Source organism: Haemophilus sp. HMSC066D02 (assembly GCF_001810545.1).
In the GTDB taxonomy this organism is placed as follows: Bacteria; Pseudomonadota; Gammaproteobacteria; order Enterobacterales; family Pasteurellaceae; genus Haemophilus_D.
Genome location: NZ_KV801824.1, coordinates 230,044 through 247,732, shown reverse-complemented (window position 1 = coordinate 247,732; position 17,689 = coordinate 230,044). Strand labels below are relative to the sequence as shown.

Here is a 17,689-nt window from a genome sequence, read left to right as displayed (position 1 = left end):
CTAATGCACCAAAAGGCTATGTGATTGAAACTGATCCACGTTTTGCGAATAAGCAAAAATGGTTGAGCTCGGATTATATGTTCAATAAATTACGCTATAACCCAGACAATATGCTTAAACGTCTCGGGGATGGTTTTTATGAGTTACGTTTAGTTAATGAGCAAATTAATCAGTTAACCGGTCGCCGTTATCTTGAAGGTTATCAAAATGATTTAGAGCAATATCAAGGTTTGATGAATAACGGTGTTCATTACGCCAAAAAATTAAATTTAGTACCAGGTGTCGCGTTAACTGAAAAGCAAATGTCGGAACTCACTACTGATTTAGTGTGGATGGTAAATCAGGAAGTGACGCTTCCAAGCGGCAAGAAAATCAATGTGTTAACGCCGAAAATTTACTTGGCGTCTAACCGTGCTCAAGTTACCCCAACAGGTTCCGTGATCTCGGGGGATAGCATTGTAGGCTCAGTGAAGGATATGACCAACGAAGGGACGGTGCTTGCGTCAAACCTAGTGAACTTATACGGTCAAAATTTAGAGAACAAAGGTTTGGTTTTTGCTGATAACGTCAACCTTAATGCTGAGCAAAAATTAGTGAACCTTGGCGGTAAGATTGTGGCTGCAGATAGCTTGTCTCTATACGGTGGAAAATCTGTAGAGCTTGGTGCAACCACAACAGAAACACAAAGCCAATTAGGTCGTACCGAAACCGGGAATAAACAAGTTGATCGTCAAAGTGAATTGAAGGTAACAGGTAAAGGTGGTGAGTTATCCATTCAAAGTGGTGGTGATATCACGATAAAAGCAGCAAATGTGAAATCGGCAGGCACGGTTGATGTAAATGCCAAAGGTAAACTTTTGGTGACGACTGAGAAGCAAAGCAGTAAAGAACACTATGACTTTAGCGATAACCATCATTATCACTTAGATAAAGAAGGTGAAGTAGGCTCTGTTATTGAGGGCAAAGAAGGCACTCGTTTAGTGGGGCAAGAAGAAACAACGCTTCGTCAAGCTAAGGTTAATAGTGAGGAAGGTAGAACCATTATTGCCTCAAAAGGTGAAGTGAAGCTCGAAGAAGGACGAGATATTGAGCATTTAGATCGCCGAAATAAACAAACATCGAAAGGTTTCTTAACAAAAGAAACCGAAGAAATGCGTCATCATCATGATTATGACCTTAGCAAAGGCAGTGAAGTAAATGGTAAGGATGTTATTGTTTATTCACAAGATGCAAATGCGACAGTTAAAGGCTCTTCGATTACTGCACAAGATGGCTTATTGGTGCAAGCTAAGAACGTTAATGTGAAAGAGGCGGAAAATCACGCTTATGTTGAAGAACATTACGAGAAAAAACGTTCTGGTTTAGCCTCAAGTTTTAAAGGTGGTGTAGCAAAAGTTGGTTATGAGAAAAGCAAGTCTAATCTAGACAGCAAATCCGTCAGCTTAGAAGCTGCAGGTAGCCAATTAACAGCTGGTACTGCAACTTTAGTCGCAGAAAATGTCTTGACTGTGCGAGGTTCTGATTTAAACAGTCAGGATCAATTTGATCTACATGCAAAACAAGTTAATCTAGAAGCGGCTAAGGAAATTCATCACACTGAAGTACACAAAACAAGTAAAACAAGTGGTTTTGGTTTAAGCATGGTTTACGATCCAACTGTGAAAGCGGTAGATCAATATAAACAACGCCAAAAACAAGGTGGTACAGAAACTGTTGTAGGAAAAATTAACTCCATTGCTGAAGCCGGTGCAGATTCAGTGGAATTAATGAGCCGTGGTATCGTGCCGTATTTGGAACATAAACGCAGTAAGTCAGATAAAACTACAGTAGAAACAACAGCAAAAGTGACCGCACTTAATGCAGGCGGACAACTTAATGTAGTAGCATCTGAAGGTGATATTCGCACACAAGGTACACAAATTGCAGCAGAGAAAGGTGCAACATTCTTAGCTTCAAATAATATTGAGTTAGGAACAGCTGAGAATACTTATACTCAGCAGGCCAATACTTCAGATAAAGGATTTAGTTTAGGTGATGCGAATAAATACCTTTTTGGTGTACACACTCAACGTGAAAATGGCGATGCAACTCAAATACAAGAAGTATCAACGACTATTTCTGTAGGCGGTAATAACCAAATAGTGGCACAAAAAGGTGATATTCATGCTAAAGGTGCCAAAATTGTGTCTGAGGGTAAAAATCAATTATCTGCAGAGGGTAATGTTGTTTTAGATACAGCGGTTACCACACAAGAGACAACGCAGCAACGTAAAGGACATGCGGTAGGTGAGGCTGTTATTTCAGATTCTGAACGCTTCTATGGTTATAACCGTACTCGTTTTAACCAAGATGGTAACTTTACTCACCATGAAAAAGCGCAATTAGCGAGCTTAGGTGATAAGGTAGAAGTATACGCTGGTAAAGATTATCGTCAAACATCAGCAGAAATTTTATCAAAAGATAAAGCTTCCATTAATGCACAAAATATTATTGTGGATTCAGCTTTTAATACCGATAAATATAAACAAAGCGAAAGCGATCTAAAATTTGGCCAATTTACTCGTGTGAAATCACCAATTATTGATTTAATCAATAGTATTGAAAGCACTATAAAAAATAAGAATGCCTCAGATCGTGTGCAAGCTGCAAATATCATGAGTGTTGCAGCACAAGCCTATAACTTGGCATCTGCATTCCAAGGGCAGGGTGGTGCATCTTATTTAATTCGTGTGGAATCAGGTACAGGGGTGGCTCATAGTCGTAAGAAAGAAGACAGCTATCAGCATACCAGCCAAGGCAACCTATTCAACGCGAAAGAAATTGAGTTTACTGCACGCGGTGATGGCAGCACAAATGCACAAGGTAATCCGCAGTTAGGGAATATTAATATCACCCATGCAGATATTACGTCTGTAGATGAAAAGGGTAACCGCTTAAAAGACAGTAGCGTAACCTTTAATGCTAATAATCTAACGATTGATCCAGGTAAGAGCACGGTAGATCAACATGCTCGTTCACAAAGTGCAGGTGTCGAAGTCGGGATGGCAGCAACAATTGGTGCACAAACCGGTATCGGTATTTATGCTCGTGTAGGTGGTTCAAGCAGTAAAACTAATGTGGAAGGGGTGAACTATACCAATAGCCATCTTAATACTGAAACCTTGAATATCAATACTCAAGGTGATACTACCTTAACGGGTACGACAGCAAAAGCTAAAACGATCAATGCAAATGTAGGTGGAAATCTCAATATTGCGAGTGTGCAAGATGAAAACAAATTTGAGACCAAATCGAGCGGCGGTGGTTTAGAGGTTGAGTTCGGATGGGGAAACAACTGGCGTGTAAGTGGTTATGCTAATTCAGAAAAAGGTGAGTCAGGCTATAAACAGGTGAAAGAGCAAGCAGGATTATTTGCTGAAGAAGGCGGATATCATGTGAATGCGAAGAATGTTCACTTAAAAGGGGCTGCGATTACCAGTACGAATCCGGCTAATAGTGAATTAGCAACCAATAAGCTAACTTTTGAAGATATTCAAAATGAAAGTCACAGTGATGCTTCGAGTATGTCATTTAGTGCAAGCTATAGCAAAGGTGGTAGTGCACCAAAAGATAATTCATCATCAGGTGGGTCTCCATTTAGCCAAATTGGCACGAAAATGAAGGACAGCTTTTCATCGAATGGTCCAACATCTTTGACAGGAAGCTTTAGTGGTGGGTTGCCGATGAAAGAGTCAAATTCTGATGACTCAGTAACACGAGCAACCTTAACTGAAGGCAAGATTACCTTAAATAAAGATACTACACCAATGCTAACTACAGCACAGGCTTTGGGTATTAATACGGACATTAATCAAGCTAACGGTGAGGTTGATAAACCAAAAGATGTTAATCAAATCTTAAGCGAACAACGTCAAATTTCAGCGGCAGTAGGAAATATTAAAAGTGCAGTCAACACTTATGTAGATAGACAAAAAGCACCATTATTACAAGAAATAGAGCGATTATCGGGAGAGAAAAAAGAACTGGAAGCTCGTCAAGATAATACTGGCGCAGCACTTGTTGGACTACAGTTAAAACGTTTAGAAGATGAAGCCGCTGAATGGGATAGTGGTGGTAAATATCGTCGTGCCGCTGATGCACTCACTTCTACAATTGTTGCTGCATTAAGTGGACAATCTGTAAAAGGTATTGCAGCAACAGCTGCTGCACCTTATGTTAATGTAGGGATTAAAAAATCTACGACAGATGAGTCGGGTAAGGTAAATACGGTTGCTAATATTGCTGCACATGCACTTTGGGGTGCAGTAGAAGCTAATGCTCTTGGTGGTAGTGGTACATCTGGAGCGTTGGCTGCGGGGGTTGCGGAACTTTCTGCACCAGTTGCAGCTAAGCTCTCTAAGATTATTAATGAAGTATCGAGTGATGAATCTTTATCTTCTACTACAGCAAAAATGAAAGCTATCGTAGATAAAATTAAGACGATAGATAAGGGGATTGATTCAAGTGAGTTATCAAATAAAGAAAAGGAGATTCTTGTAGGAATAACCAGTTTTATTGGTCAAGTTGTTGCGCAAACTACTTCTAAAGTAAGAGGGGCAGATTCTGATACAGCTTCTAAAAATGGAGAGATTGGGAGTATTGTTGCGAAGAATGCAGTTGTTAATAACTTGCTAGGTAGTGTTAAATTCAGAAAACGTTTACAAGAAAGGGTGAAAAAGGGGGATAAGGATGCAATTCGGATGCTTCAAATTGAAGAGCTTCTGAAAAAATCTGGTGTACCTGATTCAGAAATATTTATCGACTATTATGATAAATGTGGTGGTTGCGATGATGCAAATAAAAAATATAGTATTGCACGAAATAGTAGTTTAAAAATAATTACATCCTTAGTAAAAAGTGGAAAATTATCTAGAGATGATCTTGGTTTAATTATGAGAGAGTCTTCTAATAAAGTCTTATCTATAGATCGAGGGAATGTAATTGGAAGAATGGAAGCTTATGATCAGGCTAATATTTTCCAACACGTATATGATTTTACTCAAAGTACTAATCCAAGAAAATTATCTCCACTAGAATCAGAAATAAAAGATATTTTTAATTCTCCATTTGGGGGGGGGATTGAGGGACCTTCGAGTCGTTTAAAACCAAGAAAAATTAAAACTCCTACTTATTCTGCGCAAGCTAAGTATCAAAGTGTTGAAAATAAAGGCAATCACGAATGGAAGCAAGGTACTCTTGCTGGAGAAAATTATAAAAAGATAGTAGATAAAGTGCCAGGGGTTGTGTTAGGCAGATATGATGCAACTACCGGCCCAGGACCAATAGAAGATTTAAACAAGAGAAAATCTTTTTCAGGTGGGAGATACGCAACTATTAAATTAACTGAAGATATTGTAGCTTATAGAGCTTGGACTCCTGGTCAGTCTTATGAATTTGGAGCATATTGGGCATTAGAGAAACCAAGAGGCTCTTTACAAACTACAATTGACTCGGCAATAATACCTGAATGGGGATTTCTCCCAAATAAAGTTCATATTGCTCAGGCTAATCAATATACTGAAATAGTTATTCCTGCTGGAACAATTATTAATATTGGTGAAGTTGGTTCTCAATCTCAGCGAGGTCCTTATGTGGGGGCTAAAACTCAGTTATTGATTGAGGGGGGAGCAAAGCCTGAGTGGGTCGTCGGAAGAGGTAAATTACAATAGTAATAGAGGAAATGCTGGATTTAGAAAAAAATATTAGCAATAACTTAATTTTTTCTATCTTTCTAGTATTCTCCTAAATTTTAGAAAGTGCGGTTAAAAATTTTTATGTTTTTAACCGCACTTTATTTTCAGCCAGTTAGCTTAAGTTTTTTGCGATTTTTGTCAAAATATGCTACTTTTTACGCAATCAATCCGACAGTAACACATTTAATTTTATGAACGAAGAACATTCGAGTAATCAAACTGAAACAACTAAAAAATCTTTTTTCCAATCACTTATTGGCCGCTTTTTCCAAGGTGAGCTGAAAAACCGTGAAGAACTCGTGGAAGTGATTCGCGATTCAGAACAAAACGATTTAATCGATCAAAATACTCGCGAGATGATTGAAGGTGTAATGGAAATCGCAGAGCTTCGTGTACGCGATATCATGATTCCACGCTCGCAAATCGTATTTATTGAATCGAATCAAGATCTCGATGCCTGTTTGAATACCATTATTGAATCGGCCCACTCTCGTTTTCCTGTGATTGCAGATACAGATGACCGCGATAATATTGAAGGTATTTTGCACGCAAAAGATTTGCTTAAGTTTTTACGTGAAGATGCAGAAGAATTCGAGCTTTCCAAGTTGTTACGTCCAGTTGTGATTGTGCCAGAAAGTAAACGTGTCGATCGTATGTTAAAAGATTTCCGTTCAGAGCGTTTCCATATGGCGATTGTGGTGGATGAGTTTGGTGCGGTATCAGGGTTGGTGACCATCGAAGACATTCTCGAACAAATTGTCGGTGATATTGAAGACGAATTTGATGAGGAAGATGTCGCAGATATTCGTCAGCTTTCTCGTCATACTTATGCGGTACGTGCACTAACAGATATTGATGATTTTAATGCGCAATTCAATACGCATTTTGATGATGAAGAAGTGGATACTATTGGCGGTTTAATCATGCAAGCCTTTGGGTATTTGCCTAAGCGCGGTGAAGAAATTACGTTAGAAAATATTCAATTTAAAGTGACTTCTGCCGATAGCCGTCGTTTAATTCAGGTACGTGTAACTGTGCCGGATGAGCATTTATCGGATATGGAAGGCGTGGAAGAACAAGCTGAATAAGTTGTTCAGTCTAATCATATTCTTAGCCCCCTCTTTGCTGAAGAGGGGGAATGTTTTTTTATAGTATGGATAAAATGAATAAGTTAGTGATTTATCTTATTGCCCTGATTTCAGGGGTGATTGGTGTATTTGCCTTTTCGCCGTTTGATTATTGGGGATTAGCCTATGTATCCTTAGGCGGATTACTGTTTGTAGCGAAAAATGCCAAAAAATCAACCGCACTTTTTTCCACTTTTTTGTGGTCGATGGGCTTTTTCTGTTTTGGTGTAAGTTGGTTAAATGTCAGCATTCATCAATTTGGTGGCGCTTCCCTTGGCGTGAGTTATCTCTTGGTGGGCTTACTTTCGGCTTACCTTGCACTTTATCCAATGCTTTTCACTTATTTAGTGCAACGTTTTCAGGTGCAAAGTGCGGTCATTTTTGCTGCGATTTGGACATTAACTGAATTTTTGCGTGGTTGGGTATTTACCGGTTTTCCTTGGTTACAATTTGGTTATACTCAAATCGACAGTCCGTTTTACGGCATCGCGCCGATTTTTGGTGTCACGGGGCTGACATTCTTTACCGTTTGGGCAAGTGCGGTCATTTTTAATTTTATTTTTGCACTATCGAAAAAACAATGGAATTTAGTCGGTGTGAATGCATTGCTATTATTGGTTGTGGGTGGATTAAGTGCTTATGCAGGTAAGGTAAATTTTGTTCAACCAAAAGGAGATAAAGGATTAACCGTCACCCTTGCACAAGGTAATATTGAGCAAAATTTAAAATGGGATCCTGAATATCTTTATGCCACGGTAGACATCTATCAAAAACAAATTTTGGCGCATTTAGGCAAGTCTGATTTAATTATTTTACCCGAGTCAGCATTGCCTACCCTTGAAAATACGATTACACCATTTTTTGAAGCTTTAGATAAAGTCGCAAAAGAGAAAAATACGGAAGTGATGATTGGCACCGTATATCGTGATGAACAAAGCGGTAAGTTATTAAATTCGATTGTGACGGCAGGGAATCCTGATTTTCCTTATGAGTTGACGACAAAAAATCGTTACAGCAAACATCATCTCGTACCATTTGGTGAGTACGTGCCGCTAGAAAGTTTGTTACGTCCACTTAATTCCGTATTTAATTTGCCAATGTCTGCGTTCCAAAGTGGCGATGCGGTACAGCCATCTTTTATGGCAAAACAACATGCTTTTGCGCCAGCTATTTGTTATGAAATTATTTTTGGTGAGCAACTTCGTGAAAATCTGAAAAAAGAAACAGATTATTTGCTGACTATTTCTAATGATGCGTGGTTTGGTGATAGTATTGGCCCTTGGCAACATTTGCAAATGGCTAGAATGCGCGCGCTCGAATTAGGTAAACCATTAATTCGTGCAACCAATACGGGTATTTCAGTGTTTATTGATGCAAAAGGCAACATTGAAGCGCAAGCACCTCAATTTGAGGAAACCACACTGACCTATAAAATGGTGCCAACAGAAGGTAAAACGCCTTATGCAGCATTAGGTAATTTACCTATTTATGTGTTGTCATTGATTTTTGTGTTATTACGTGGCTTCACGGCCTTATTAAAACGCCGCTTGAACCTTTCACAAAAATAGCAGTCAAAACGACCGCACTTTTTTAACGTGAGATGAAAATAAATTTCCTCTTGTAAAACCAATGAGATTTTAATGAATAAAAATCTAATCGAAGTCAAAAACCTGACCTTTAAACGAGGTGAGCGTGTGATTTACGATAACCTGAATTTGAAAGTCCAACAGGGCAAAATTACAGCCATTATGGGGCCATCAGGGATCGGGAAAACCACGCTACTGAAATTAATTGGTGGTCAGTTGCATCCTGAACAAGGCGAGATTTTGTTTGATGGACAAGATATTTGTCGTCTTTCAAATCGTGAGCTTTACGAAGTGCGTAAACGCATGGGAATGTTATTCCAATCAGGTGCATTATTTACGGATATTTCAACGTTTGATAACGTGGCATTTCCGATTCGCGAGCATACGCGTTTGCCAGAAAGTCTAATTCGTCAAATTGTGTTGATGAAATTAGAAGCGGTGGGCTTACGTGGTGCGGCAGATTTAATGCCTTCAGAGCTTTCGGGGGGGATGGCGCGTCGTGCAGCATTAGCACGTGCGATTGCACTTGACCCAGATTTAATTATGTTTGATGAGCCGTTTACGGGGCAAGATCCAATCAGCATGGGCGTGATCGTGAGCTTAATTAAACGCTTGAATGAAGCATTGAATTTAACTTCTATCGTGGTTTCCCATGATGTACAGGAAGTATTAAGCATTGCGGATTATGCCTATATTATTGCGGATAAACATGTGATTGCCGAAGGAACATCAGAGCAACTGCTCGCTAGCCAAGATCCGCAAGTGGTGCAGTTCTTAAAAGGTGAAGCAGATGGTCCGGTAAAATTCCATTATCCGGCAGGTGATTATGTGGAGGAATTATTTAAATGATCGTTGATATGATTTCTTCACTTGGACGAAGCGTAATCAAATTTTTCCGTGCATTAGGCCGCTCAGGCTTTATGTTGTTTGGTGCGTTAGTGGGTAAGCCACAAATTCGTCAACATTTTCCTTTATTAGTGAAGCAATTACACGTATTAGGTGTACAGTCTTTATTAATTATCCTGCTTTCAGGTTTATTTATTGGAATGGTGTTAGGCTTGCAAGGTTATGTGGTATTAGTCGATTTTTCTGCAGAAACCAGCCTTGGACAACTTGTAGCGCTGTCTTTATTACGTGAATTAGGCCCTGTAGTGACCGCACTTTTATTTGCGGGTCGAGCAGGTTCTGCGTTAACGGCTGAAATTGGCTTAATGAAAGCCACAGAACAACTTTCCAGTCTTGAAATGATGGCGGTCGATCCATTACGTCGAGTGATAGCCCCACGCTTTTGGGCTGGGCTGATTGCGATGCCAATTCTTGCGCTTCTCTTTACCGCGATTGGTATTTGGGGAGGTGCGCTTGTCGGCGTAGATTGGAAAGGTGTCGATGCTGGTAGCTTCTGGTCTGTGATGCAAAATGCAGTCAGCTGGAGCTATGACATTCTAAACGGATTTATTAAAAGCGTATTTTTCGCCATTGCCGTGGTGTGGATTGCGTTATTCAATGGTTATGATTGTATTCCGACATCAGAAGGTATCAGTCAAGCCACAACTAGAACAGTTGTCCACGCATCACTTGTGGTTCTTGGGCTTGATTTCATCTTAACTGCCATTATGTTTGGGGCAGGCTAAAAGGGTATTTTTATGCGACAAACAATTAAATATGAATTTTGGGTAGGGCTATTTTTACTACTCGGTATCGCCGCGTTAGTGTTTTTAGGCTTACGTGTGGCAAACGTACAGGGTTTTGGTGAAACAAAATCTTACACAGTAACTGCAACTTTTGACAATATTGGTGGACTAAAAGTCCGTGCACCACTTAAACTTGGTGGGGTAGTCATTGGTCGCGTATCTAACATTACGTTAGACGAAAAATCTTACTTACCAAAAGTCAGTATCGCGATTAATGAAGAATATAAAGAAATTCCGGAAAATAGTTCGTTATCGATCAAAACATCGGGATTATTGGGCGAGCAATATATCGCCTTAACGATGGGTTTTGATGATGGTGAAACCGCGATGTTAAAAAACGGTAGCCAAATTCAAGACACAAAATCCGCAATGGTATTGGAAGATTTAATCGGCCAATTCCTTTACGGTGATAAAAAAGCCGAAGGTAATGCTGATAAAGCAGAACCTGAAGCAAAATAATAATCTTTATTTAGGAGATTTATGATGAAATTTACTCAGTTTAAAAAATGGTTTAGCGTAATGGCATTTGCAGTGACTGCACTTTTTGTGACTCAAACTGTACGTGCAGAAACGAGCCCTTATGTGTTGATGCAACAAGCATCAGATAAGTTATTTGCCGATATCAAAAACAATCAGGCAAAAATTAAAAAGGATCCAAACTATTTACGTACTATCGTGCGTAATGATTTATTACCTTACGTGCAAGTAAACTATGCAGGTTCTTTAGTGTTGGGTTCATACTTTAAATCAACCACACCAGAACAACGTGAAAAATTCTTTAAAGCATTCAGTGATTTTATCGAACAAGCTTACGCGCAAGTGTTAACCGCTTATACCGATCAAAATATTCAAATTGAACCGGCTAAAGAAGTGGGTGACAAAAACCTTGTGAGCATTCGTGTCAACATCATGCAAAATGGTGGACAAGCGCCAATCAAATTAGATTTTAAATGGCGTAAAAACAGTAAAACTGGCGAATGGCAAGCTTATGACATGGTTGCTGAAGGCGTGAGCATGGTTGTAACCAAACAAAATGAATGGAGCGGTATCTTACGTCAACAAGGTATTGATGCATTAACTGCTCAAATTCAAAAATCTGCTGCAGCACCCGTGACATTGAGCAAATAAGCGAATGACTGCGTTAAAGTGGGATTTAATCCAAAATAATGATAAGATAGCTCTCCAATTATCGGGGGAGCTATCCCGCAACACGTTGTTACCATTATGGCAACAACGTGCTTCTTTTTTATCAGAAAAGCAAAACAATCAAAGTCTCATTGAATTTGATTTAACTGAAATCAATCGAATTGATTCTGCCGGTTTTGCATTATTGTGTGATTTTCTACACGATTGTGAGCAGTTAGCAAATAAAAAAGTGCGGTTGATAAACCCTCCAGAACAGTTATTAACTCTTGCTGATTTAGTGAATTTATCTCATTGGATTAGCACTTTTATCGACCATAATTAAAACGGAAATCCGAATGGAACTGCAAGAAATTGAACGTATTTTAAAAGAAAGCCTGAATGTAGATGAGGTTTATGCTCAAGGTGAAAATGCTCACTTTGGTGTGATTGTCGTGAGTGATGAGATCTCAGCACTTTCCAAATTAAAACAGCAACAAACCATCTATGCGCCATTAATGCCTTACTTTCAAACTGGCGAAATTCATGCTTTAACTATTAAAACCTATACCACTGCAAAGTGGAAAATGGATCGTCTATTACATCAAGCAAGCTAGGATTTTCTATGGAAAAATTTCGTGTTTATGGCGGGCAATCTCGCTTAAGTGGTACTGTAACCATCTCTGGTGCAAAAAATGCTGCACTTCCTATTCTTTTTGCCGCAATTTTGGCGACTGAGCCGGTTAAATTAACAAATGTACCGGAACTCAAAGATATTGATACCACCTTAAAGATCTTACGTAAACTTGGCGTGGTGGCAGAGCGTGATGCTGAAGGTGCAGTATTACTAGATTGCTCTAAAATTGATCACTTCGTTGCGCCATATGAATTAGTAAAAACCATGCGTGCCTCTATTTGGGCATTAGCACCGTTGGTGGCTCGTTTTCATCAAGGTCAAGTTTCTTTACCAGGTGGTTGTTCAATTGGTGCACGTCCGGTTGATCTTCATATTAGTGGCTTAGAAAAACTCGGCGCAACGATTGAGCTTGACGAAGGTTATGTAAAAGCAGTTGTTGCAGAGCGCCTTGTAGGTACACGTATTGTGATGGAAAAAGTGAGCGTTGGTGCGACTTTATCTATCATGATGGCTGCAACGCTTGCTGAAGGTACGACAACGATTGAAAACGCCGCACGTGAGCCAGAAATTGTCGATACAGCTGATTTCCTCAACAAAATGGGCGCAAAAATTACAGGTGCAGGTACGGATCACATTGTGATTGAAGGTGTCGACCGATTAACAGGCTGTGAGCACAGCATTGTGCCAGATCGTATTGAAACCGGTACATTCTTAATTGCGGGTGCCATTTCTGGTGGCCGTGTGGTATGTCAAAATACTAAAGCGGATACCATGGATGCGGTGATTGATAAACTTCGTGAAGCAGGCGCGGAAGTTGAAGTCACAGAAGATAGCATTACATTAGATATGCATGGCAATCGTCCGAAAGCTGTCAATATTCGTACTGCACCACATCCAGGTTTCCCAACAGATATGCAAGCGCAGTTCACTTTGTTAAACATGGTGGCAGAAGGCACAAGTATTATCACTGAAACCATCTTTGAAAACCGCTTTATGCACATTCCAGAATTAATTCGTATGGGTGGTAAAGCTGAAATCGAAGGTAACACCGCGGTTTGTCATGGTGTTGAGCATCTTTCTGGTGCAGAAGTGATGGCAACAGATTTACGTGCATCAATCAGCCTTGTATTAGCGGGTTGTATCGCAAGTGGTGAAACCATCGTAGATCGTATTTATCATATCGATCGTGGTTATGAGCACGTTGAAGATAAACTTCGTTGCTTAGGTGCGAAGATTGAACGTTTCTCTGAAAAGAGCGAAGAAGTTTAGTTAAATCCAGATAAAAAAGAGCGGTCAATTTTGACCGCTTTTTTATTTTCTATTCATTATTTTTTCGAATAATCTCTCGCCCCAAAAATGGCTGTGCCAATACGCACCATGGTCGAGCCACATTTAATGGCAGTTTGCATGTCATCGGTCATCCCCATAGAAAGCGTATCAATTTGCTGATGAGGGAAAGCGACTTTAAGCTGCTCAAATAATTGTTCCATTTGGCTAAAGGCCGCTTCTTGTTCAGCAACATTATCTGTTGGAGCAGGGATCGCCATTAATCCACGCAAACGTAAGTGCGGTAGATTTTCGATGTGTTTTGCAAGCTCAATCATTTCACTCGGTTGAATACCTGATTTACTCGCTTCATCACTGATATTAATTTGAATCAAAACATTCAAAGAGGCTTTATTCGCAGGACGTTGTTCGTTTAAACGATCAGCAATTTTGGCACGTTCTAACGTTTGCATCCAATCGAAATGTTCTGCTACAAGACGGGTTTTATTAGATTGCAATGGGCCAATAAAATGCCATTCAAGTTGAATATTCTGTGCTTCGAAATACTGAATTTTATCTACGCCCTCTTGAACATAGTTTTCCCCAAATGCTTTTTGTCCGGCTTGATAGGCTTCTAAAATCGCTTCATTGGGTTTAGTTTTAGAAACGGCTAATAAAGTGACCGCACTTTCAGGACGATGAGCAAGTTGAGTGGAGACTTGAATTTTTTGATGGATGGTTTCGAGTGCTTGTTGAATTGTCATCATTTCCTTCCTGACCAATATGAAACTCTCTTCATTCTACACCAAAGCGATGATTTTTAGAAAAAATCTTCACTTTTTTGATTTTGTGTTTGACAAGCCCGCGCTTTTTCGGTATTTCTAATCACATCTTTTTTTCAAGCTTAAAACACCATGAAAAATAACCGCACTTTCACGATTACCACCATTATTATGACCATTACGACAATTAATGGGGCGGGTTAGTGCGTAGCAAACAGGATCAGGAAAACCCGCATTCAGTCTAGTGCGGGTTTTTTAATATTTAAAAATCACAACATCTGAGGATATTATCATGCGCGTATTAAAATTTGGTGGCACTTCATTAGCCAACCCTGAGCGTTTCTCGCAAGCAGCTCAATTAATCGAAAAAGCTCATTTAGAAGAACAAGCAGCCGGTGTGTTATCCGCTCCTGCTAAAATTACTAATCATCTTGTCGCCCTCTCTGAAAAAGCCGCATTAAACCAACCAACCGATACCCACTTTAACGAAGCCATTGAAATTTTCTATAACATCATTAATGGTTTACACGCTGAAAATAATAAATTTGATCTTGCGGGGACTAAAGCCCTCATTGATGCAGAATTTGCTCAAATTAAAGGATTACTAGAAGAAATCCGCCAAGCTGGCAAAGTAGAAGATAAAGTTAAGGCGACCATTGACTGCCGTGGTGAGAAATTATCGATTGCCATGATGAAAGCGTGGTTTGAAGCACGTGGATACAGTGTTCACATTGTTGATCCGGTTAAGCAATTATTAGCACAAGGCGGTTACTTAGAATCTTCAGTTGATATTGATGAATCGACAAAACGCGTTGATGCGAAAAGTATCGGTAAAGATAAGGTTGTTTTAATGGCAGGTTTTACCGCATGTAATGATAAAGGTGAATTAGTACTATTAGGTCGCAACGGTTCTGACTATTCAGCGGCCTGTTTAGCGGCTTGTTTAGATGCGTCTGTTTGTGAAATTTGGACTGATGTGGATGGCGTTTATACGTGTGACCCTCGTTTAGTGCCAGATGCTCGTTTATTACCAAGCCTTTCTTATCGTGAAGCAATGGAGCTTTCTTATTTTGGTGCGAAAGTGATCCATCCACGTACAATTGGTCCATTATTACCAAAACAAATCCCTTGTGTGATTAAAAACACTGGTAATTCATCTGCGCCTGGTTCAATAATTGATGGTCATGTGAAATCTGAAGGGTTACAAGTGAAAGGGATCACTAACCTTGATAACGTAGCAATGTTCAATGTTTCAGGTCCTGGTATGCAAGGTATGGTGGGAATGGCCGCTCGCGTATTCTCAGCGATGTCAAAAGCCGGTATTTCAGTTATTTTAATTACGCAATCTTCTTCTGAATACAGCATTAGCTTCTGTGTGCCAGTAAAATCAGCAGATGCAGCGAAAGCAATTTTAGAACAAGAATTTGCTGCAGAATTAAAAGCCCATGACTTAGAACCAATTGAGGTCGCAAAAGATCTTTCTATTATCTCTGTTGTAGGTGATGGTATGAAACAAGCTAAAGGTATCGCGGCTCGTTTCTTCTCAGCATTGGCTCAAGCGAATATTAGCTTAGTAGCAATTGCACAAGGTTCTTCTGAGCGTTCAATTTCAGCAGTTGTAGCGCAAAATAAAGCGATTGAAGCCGTGAAAGCAACTCACCAAGCCCTTTTTAATAACAAAAAAGTTGTCGATATGTTTCTAGTTGGTGTCGGTGGCGTTGGTGGTGAGTTAATTGAACAAATTAAACACCAAAAAGAATACCTCGCAAAGAAGGACATTGAAATCCGTGTTTGTGCTTTAGCGAATTCAACAAAAATGCTTTTGGATGAAAACGGGTTGAATTTAGATAATTGGAAAGTTGATCTTGAAAATGCAACCCAACCTTCTGATTTTGATGTGTTGTTATCTTTCATTAAATTGCATCACGTAGTGAATCCAGTCTTCGTAGATTGTACAACGGCTGAATCGGTCGCAGGACTTTATGCGCGTGCGTTAAAAGAAGGTTTCCACGTGGTAACCCCAAACAAAAAAGCGAATACCCGTGAATTAGCTTATTACCACGAATTACGTCGTAATGCACAAGCGAGCCAACATAAATTCTTATATGAAACCAACGTAGGGGCAGGCTTACCTGTTATCGAAAACTTACAAAACTTGTTGGCAGCGGGTGATGAACTTGAGTATTTTGAAGGCATTTTATCAGGCTCACTTTCTTTCATCTTCGGCAAATTAGAAGAAGGGCTTTCTCTTTCTGAAGTGACCGCACTTGCACGTGAAAAAGGCTTTACAGAACCTGATCCTCGTGATGATTTATCGGGTCAAGATGTGGCACGTAAATTGCTTATTTTAGCACGTGAAGCGGGGCTAGAACTTGAGCTTTCCGATGTGGAAGTGGAAGGGGTATTACCAAAAGGCTTCTCTGAAGGCAAATCAGCGGATGAATTTATGGCGATGTTGCCACAATTAGATGCAGAATTTAAAGCACGCGTTGAAGCCGCGAAAGCGGAAGGCAAAGTATTGCGCTACGTAGGCCAAATTAAAGATGGCCACTGCAAAGTGTCAATCATTGCAGTGGATCAAAATAATCCATTGTATAAGGTGAAAGACGGTGAAAACGCCCTTGCGTTCTACACTCGTTATTATCAACCAATTCCGTTGCTATTACGTGGTTACGGTGCGGGTAACGCAGTGACAGCAGCCGGCATCTTTGCTGATATTTTAAGAACATTACACCACTAAAAGGGACATAATATGTTAAGAATTTATGCTCCGGCATCGAGTGCCAATATTAGTGTAGGGTTTGACACATTGGGCGCAGCCATTTCACCGATTGATGGTTCATTATTAGGTGATGTTGTACAGATTGAGTCTATTCCAAGTGGTTTTGAGCTCGAAAGTGCGGGCTATTTTGTGCGTAAATTGCCAAAAGAGCCACAAAAAAATATCGTGTATCAGGCCTATGTACTGTTTAGTGAGCAATTAAAATTACGCAATGTGAGAGTCAAGCCATTGCGTTTGACCCTTGAGAAAAATATGCCGATTGGTTCGGGATTGGGTTCAAGCGCGTGCTCTATCGTGGCTGCATTAGTGGCATTAAATAAATTCCACGATGAACCATTTTCAAAAATGGAATTGTTAGAAATGATGGGGGAGCTAGAAGGTCGTATTTCAGGTTCTATCCATTATGATAATGTGGCACCTTGTTACTTAGGCGGTGTGCAATTTATGGTACAATCTCTCGGTAACATTTGCCAAAAACTGCCATTTTTTGATAATTGGTATTGGGTCTTAGCTTATCCAGGCATTGAGGTTTCAACCGCTGAAGCGCGTGCAATTTTACCGAAAAGCTACACGCGTCAAGATGTGATCTCTCATGGTCGTCATTTAGGTGGCTTTGTGCATGCATGTCACACGCATCAAGAAAACCTTGCAGCGATGATGATGAAAGATGTGATTGCAGAACCTTATCGTGAGGCTTTATTACCAAATTTCGCGGAAGTGAAACAAGCCACTCGTGATTTAGGCGCATTAGCGACGGGGATTTCAGGCTCTGGCCCAACGATTTTCTCCATTGCACCTGATTTACAAACCGCAACAAAACTGGCCACTTATTTAGAAAATCATTATTTACAAAACAATGAAGGTTTTGTTCATGTTTGTAAGGTCGATAATGACGGCACGAGAGAGCTAGGTTAAGCAGTCAATCATCTTCCCCTCTTCTTATAAGAGGGGAATAACATTTTAT

The 17,689-nt window shown here is 39.9% G+C and carries 13 protein-coding genes; 12 read left to right on the top strand and 1 reads right to left on the bottom strand.

All coding sequences use genetic code 11. From position 1 onward, the window contains the following. From HMPREF2750_RS08460 to murA, 10 genes are all read left to right on the top strand, one after another. A partial coding sequence (locus tag HMPREF2750_RS08460; RefSeq protein WP_186821583.1) for a hemagglutinin repeat-containing protein occupies positions 1–5,708 on the top strand: 5,708 nt, incomplete at its 5' end. Between the two features lie 215 nt (positions 5,709–5,923). Beyond that, positions 5,924–6,820: a CNNM family magnesium/cobalt transport protein CorC gene (gene corC, locus HMPREF2750_RS08455; RefSeq protein ID WP_014064936.1), complete on the top strand. Its 897-nt coding sequence runs from the start codon at positions 5,924–5,926 to the stop codon at positions 6,818–6,820. Between the two features lie 74 nt (positions 6,821–6,894). Next, entirely contained in the window at positions 6,895–8,427 is a 1,533-nt protein-coding gene (gene lnt, locus HMPREF2750_RS08450; RefSeq protein WP_070583428.1) for an apolipoprotein N-acyltransferase, read from the top strand. Positions 8,428–8,499: 72 nt separating this feature from the next. Then, complete coding sequence (mlaF, locus tag HMPREF2750_RS08445) at positions 8,500–9,294, top strand: phospholipid ABC transporter ATP-binding protein MlaF (RefSeq protein WP_049373952.1); 795 nt, start codon at positions 8,500–8,502, stop codon at positions 9,292–9,294. Further along, positions 9,291–10,076 carry a lipid asymmetry maintenance ABC transporter permease subunit MlaE gene (mlaE, locus tag HMPREF2750_RS08440; RefSeq protein ID WP_049366355.1) on the top strand — a complete coding sequence of 262 codons (786 nt, stop codon included), beginning with the start codon at positions 9,291–9,293 and terminating at the stop codon, positions 10,074–10,076. Before mlaF ends, mlaE begins: the two co-directional genes overlap by 4 nt. 12 nt (positions 10,077–10,088) lie before the next feature. Then, positions 10,089–10,595, top strand: coding sequence for an outer membrane lipid asymmetry maintenance protein MlaD (gene mlaD, locus HMPREF2750_RS08435; protein WP_070583418.1), 507 nt, complete (start codon positions 10,089–10,091; stop codon positions 10,593–10,595). 21 nt (positions 10,596–10,616) lie between these two features. After that, positions 10,617–11,264, top strand: a complete 648-nt coding sequence (mlaC, locus tag HMPREF2750_RS08430; RefSeq protein WP_049371518.1) for a phospholipid-binding protein MlaC — start codon at positions 10,617–10,619, stop codon at positions 11,262–11,264. A gap of 4 nt (positions 11,265–11,268) precedes the next feature. After that, positions 11,269–11,604 (top strand): STAS domain-containing protein, encoded by a 336-nt coding sequence (locus tag HMPREF2750_RS08425; protein ID WP_070583416.1) that lies wholly within the window; start codon positions 11,269–11,271, stop codon positions 11,602–11,604. Positions 11,605–11,617: 13 nt separating this feature from the next. Continuing rightward, a complete protein-coding gene (locus HMPREF2750_RS08420; RefSeq protein WP_005697151.1) occupies positions 11,618–11,875 on the top strand; it encodes a BolA family protein in 258 nt (85 codons plus the stop codon). An 8-nt stretch (positions 11,876–11,883) separates the two neighbouring features. After that, positions 11,884–13,164, top strand: a complete 1,281-nt coding sequence (gene murA, locus HMPREF2750_RS08415; protein WP_070583414.1) for a UDP-N-acetylglucosamine 1-carboxyvinyltransferase — start codon at positions 11,884–11,886, stop codon at positions 13,162–13,164. Positions 13,165–13,220: 56 nt separating this feature from the next. Here the strand turns inward: murA and HMPREF2750_RS08410 are convergent, their stop codons facing one another. Next, positions 13,221–13,925 (bottom strand): YggS family pyridoxal phosphate-dependent enzyme, encoded by a 705-nt coding sequence (locus HMPREF2750_RS08410; protein WP_049367841.1) that lies wholly within the window; start codon positions 13,923–13,925, stop codon positions 13,221–13,223. 310 nt (positions 13,926–14,235) lie between these two features. Here HMPREF2750_RS08410 and thrA point away from each other — a divergent pair, with 310 nt between their 5' ends. Both thrA and thrB read left to right on the top strand, forming a co-directional pair. Next, complete coding sequence (gene thrA / locus HMPREF2750_RS08405) at positions 14,236–16,683, top strand: bifunctional aspartate kinase/homoserine dehydrogenase I (RefSeq protein WP_070583412.1); 2,448 nt, start codon at positions 14,236–14,238, stop codon at positions 16,681–16,683. A 12-nt stretch (positions 16,684–16,695) separates the two neighbouring features. Next, entirely contained in the window at positions 16,696–17,640 is a 945-nt protein-coding gene (gene thrB, locus HMPREF2750_RS08400) for a homoserine kinase (protein ID WP_049367839.1), read from the top strand. Positions 17,641–17,689 lie beyond the last annotated feature (49 nt).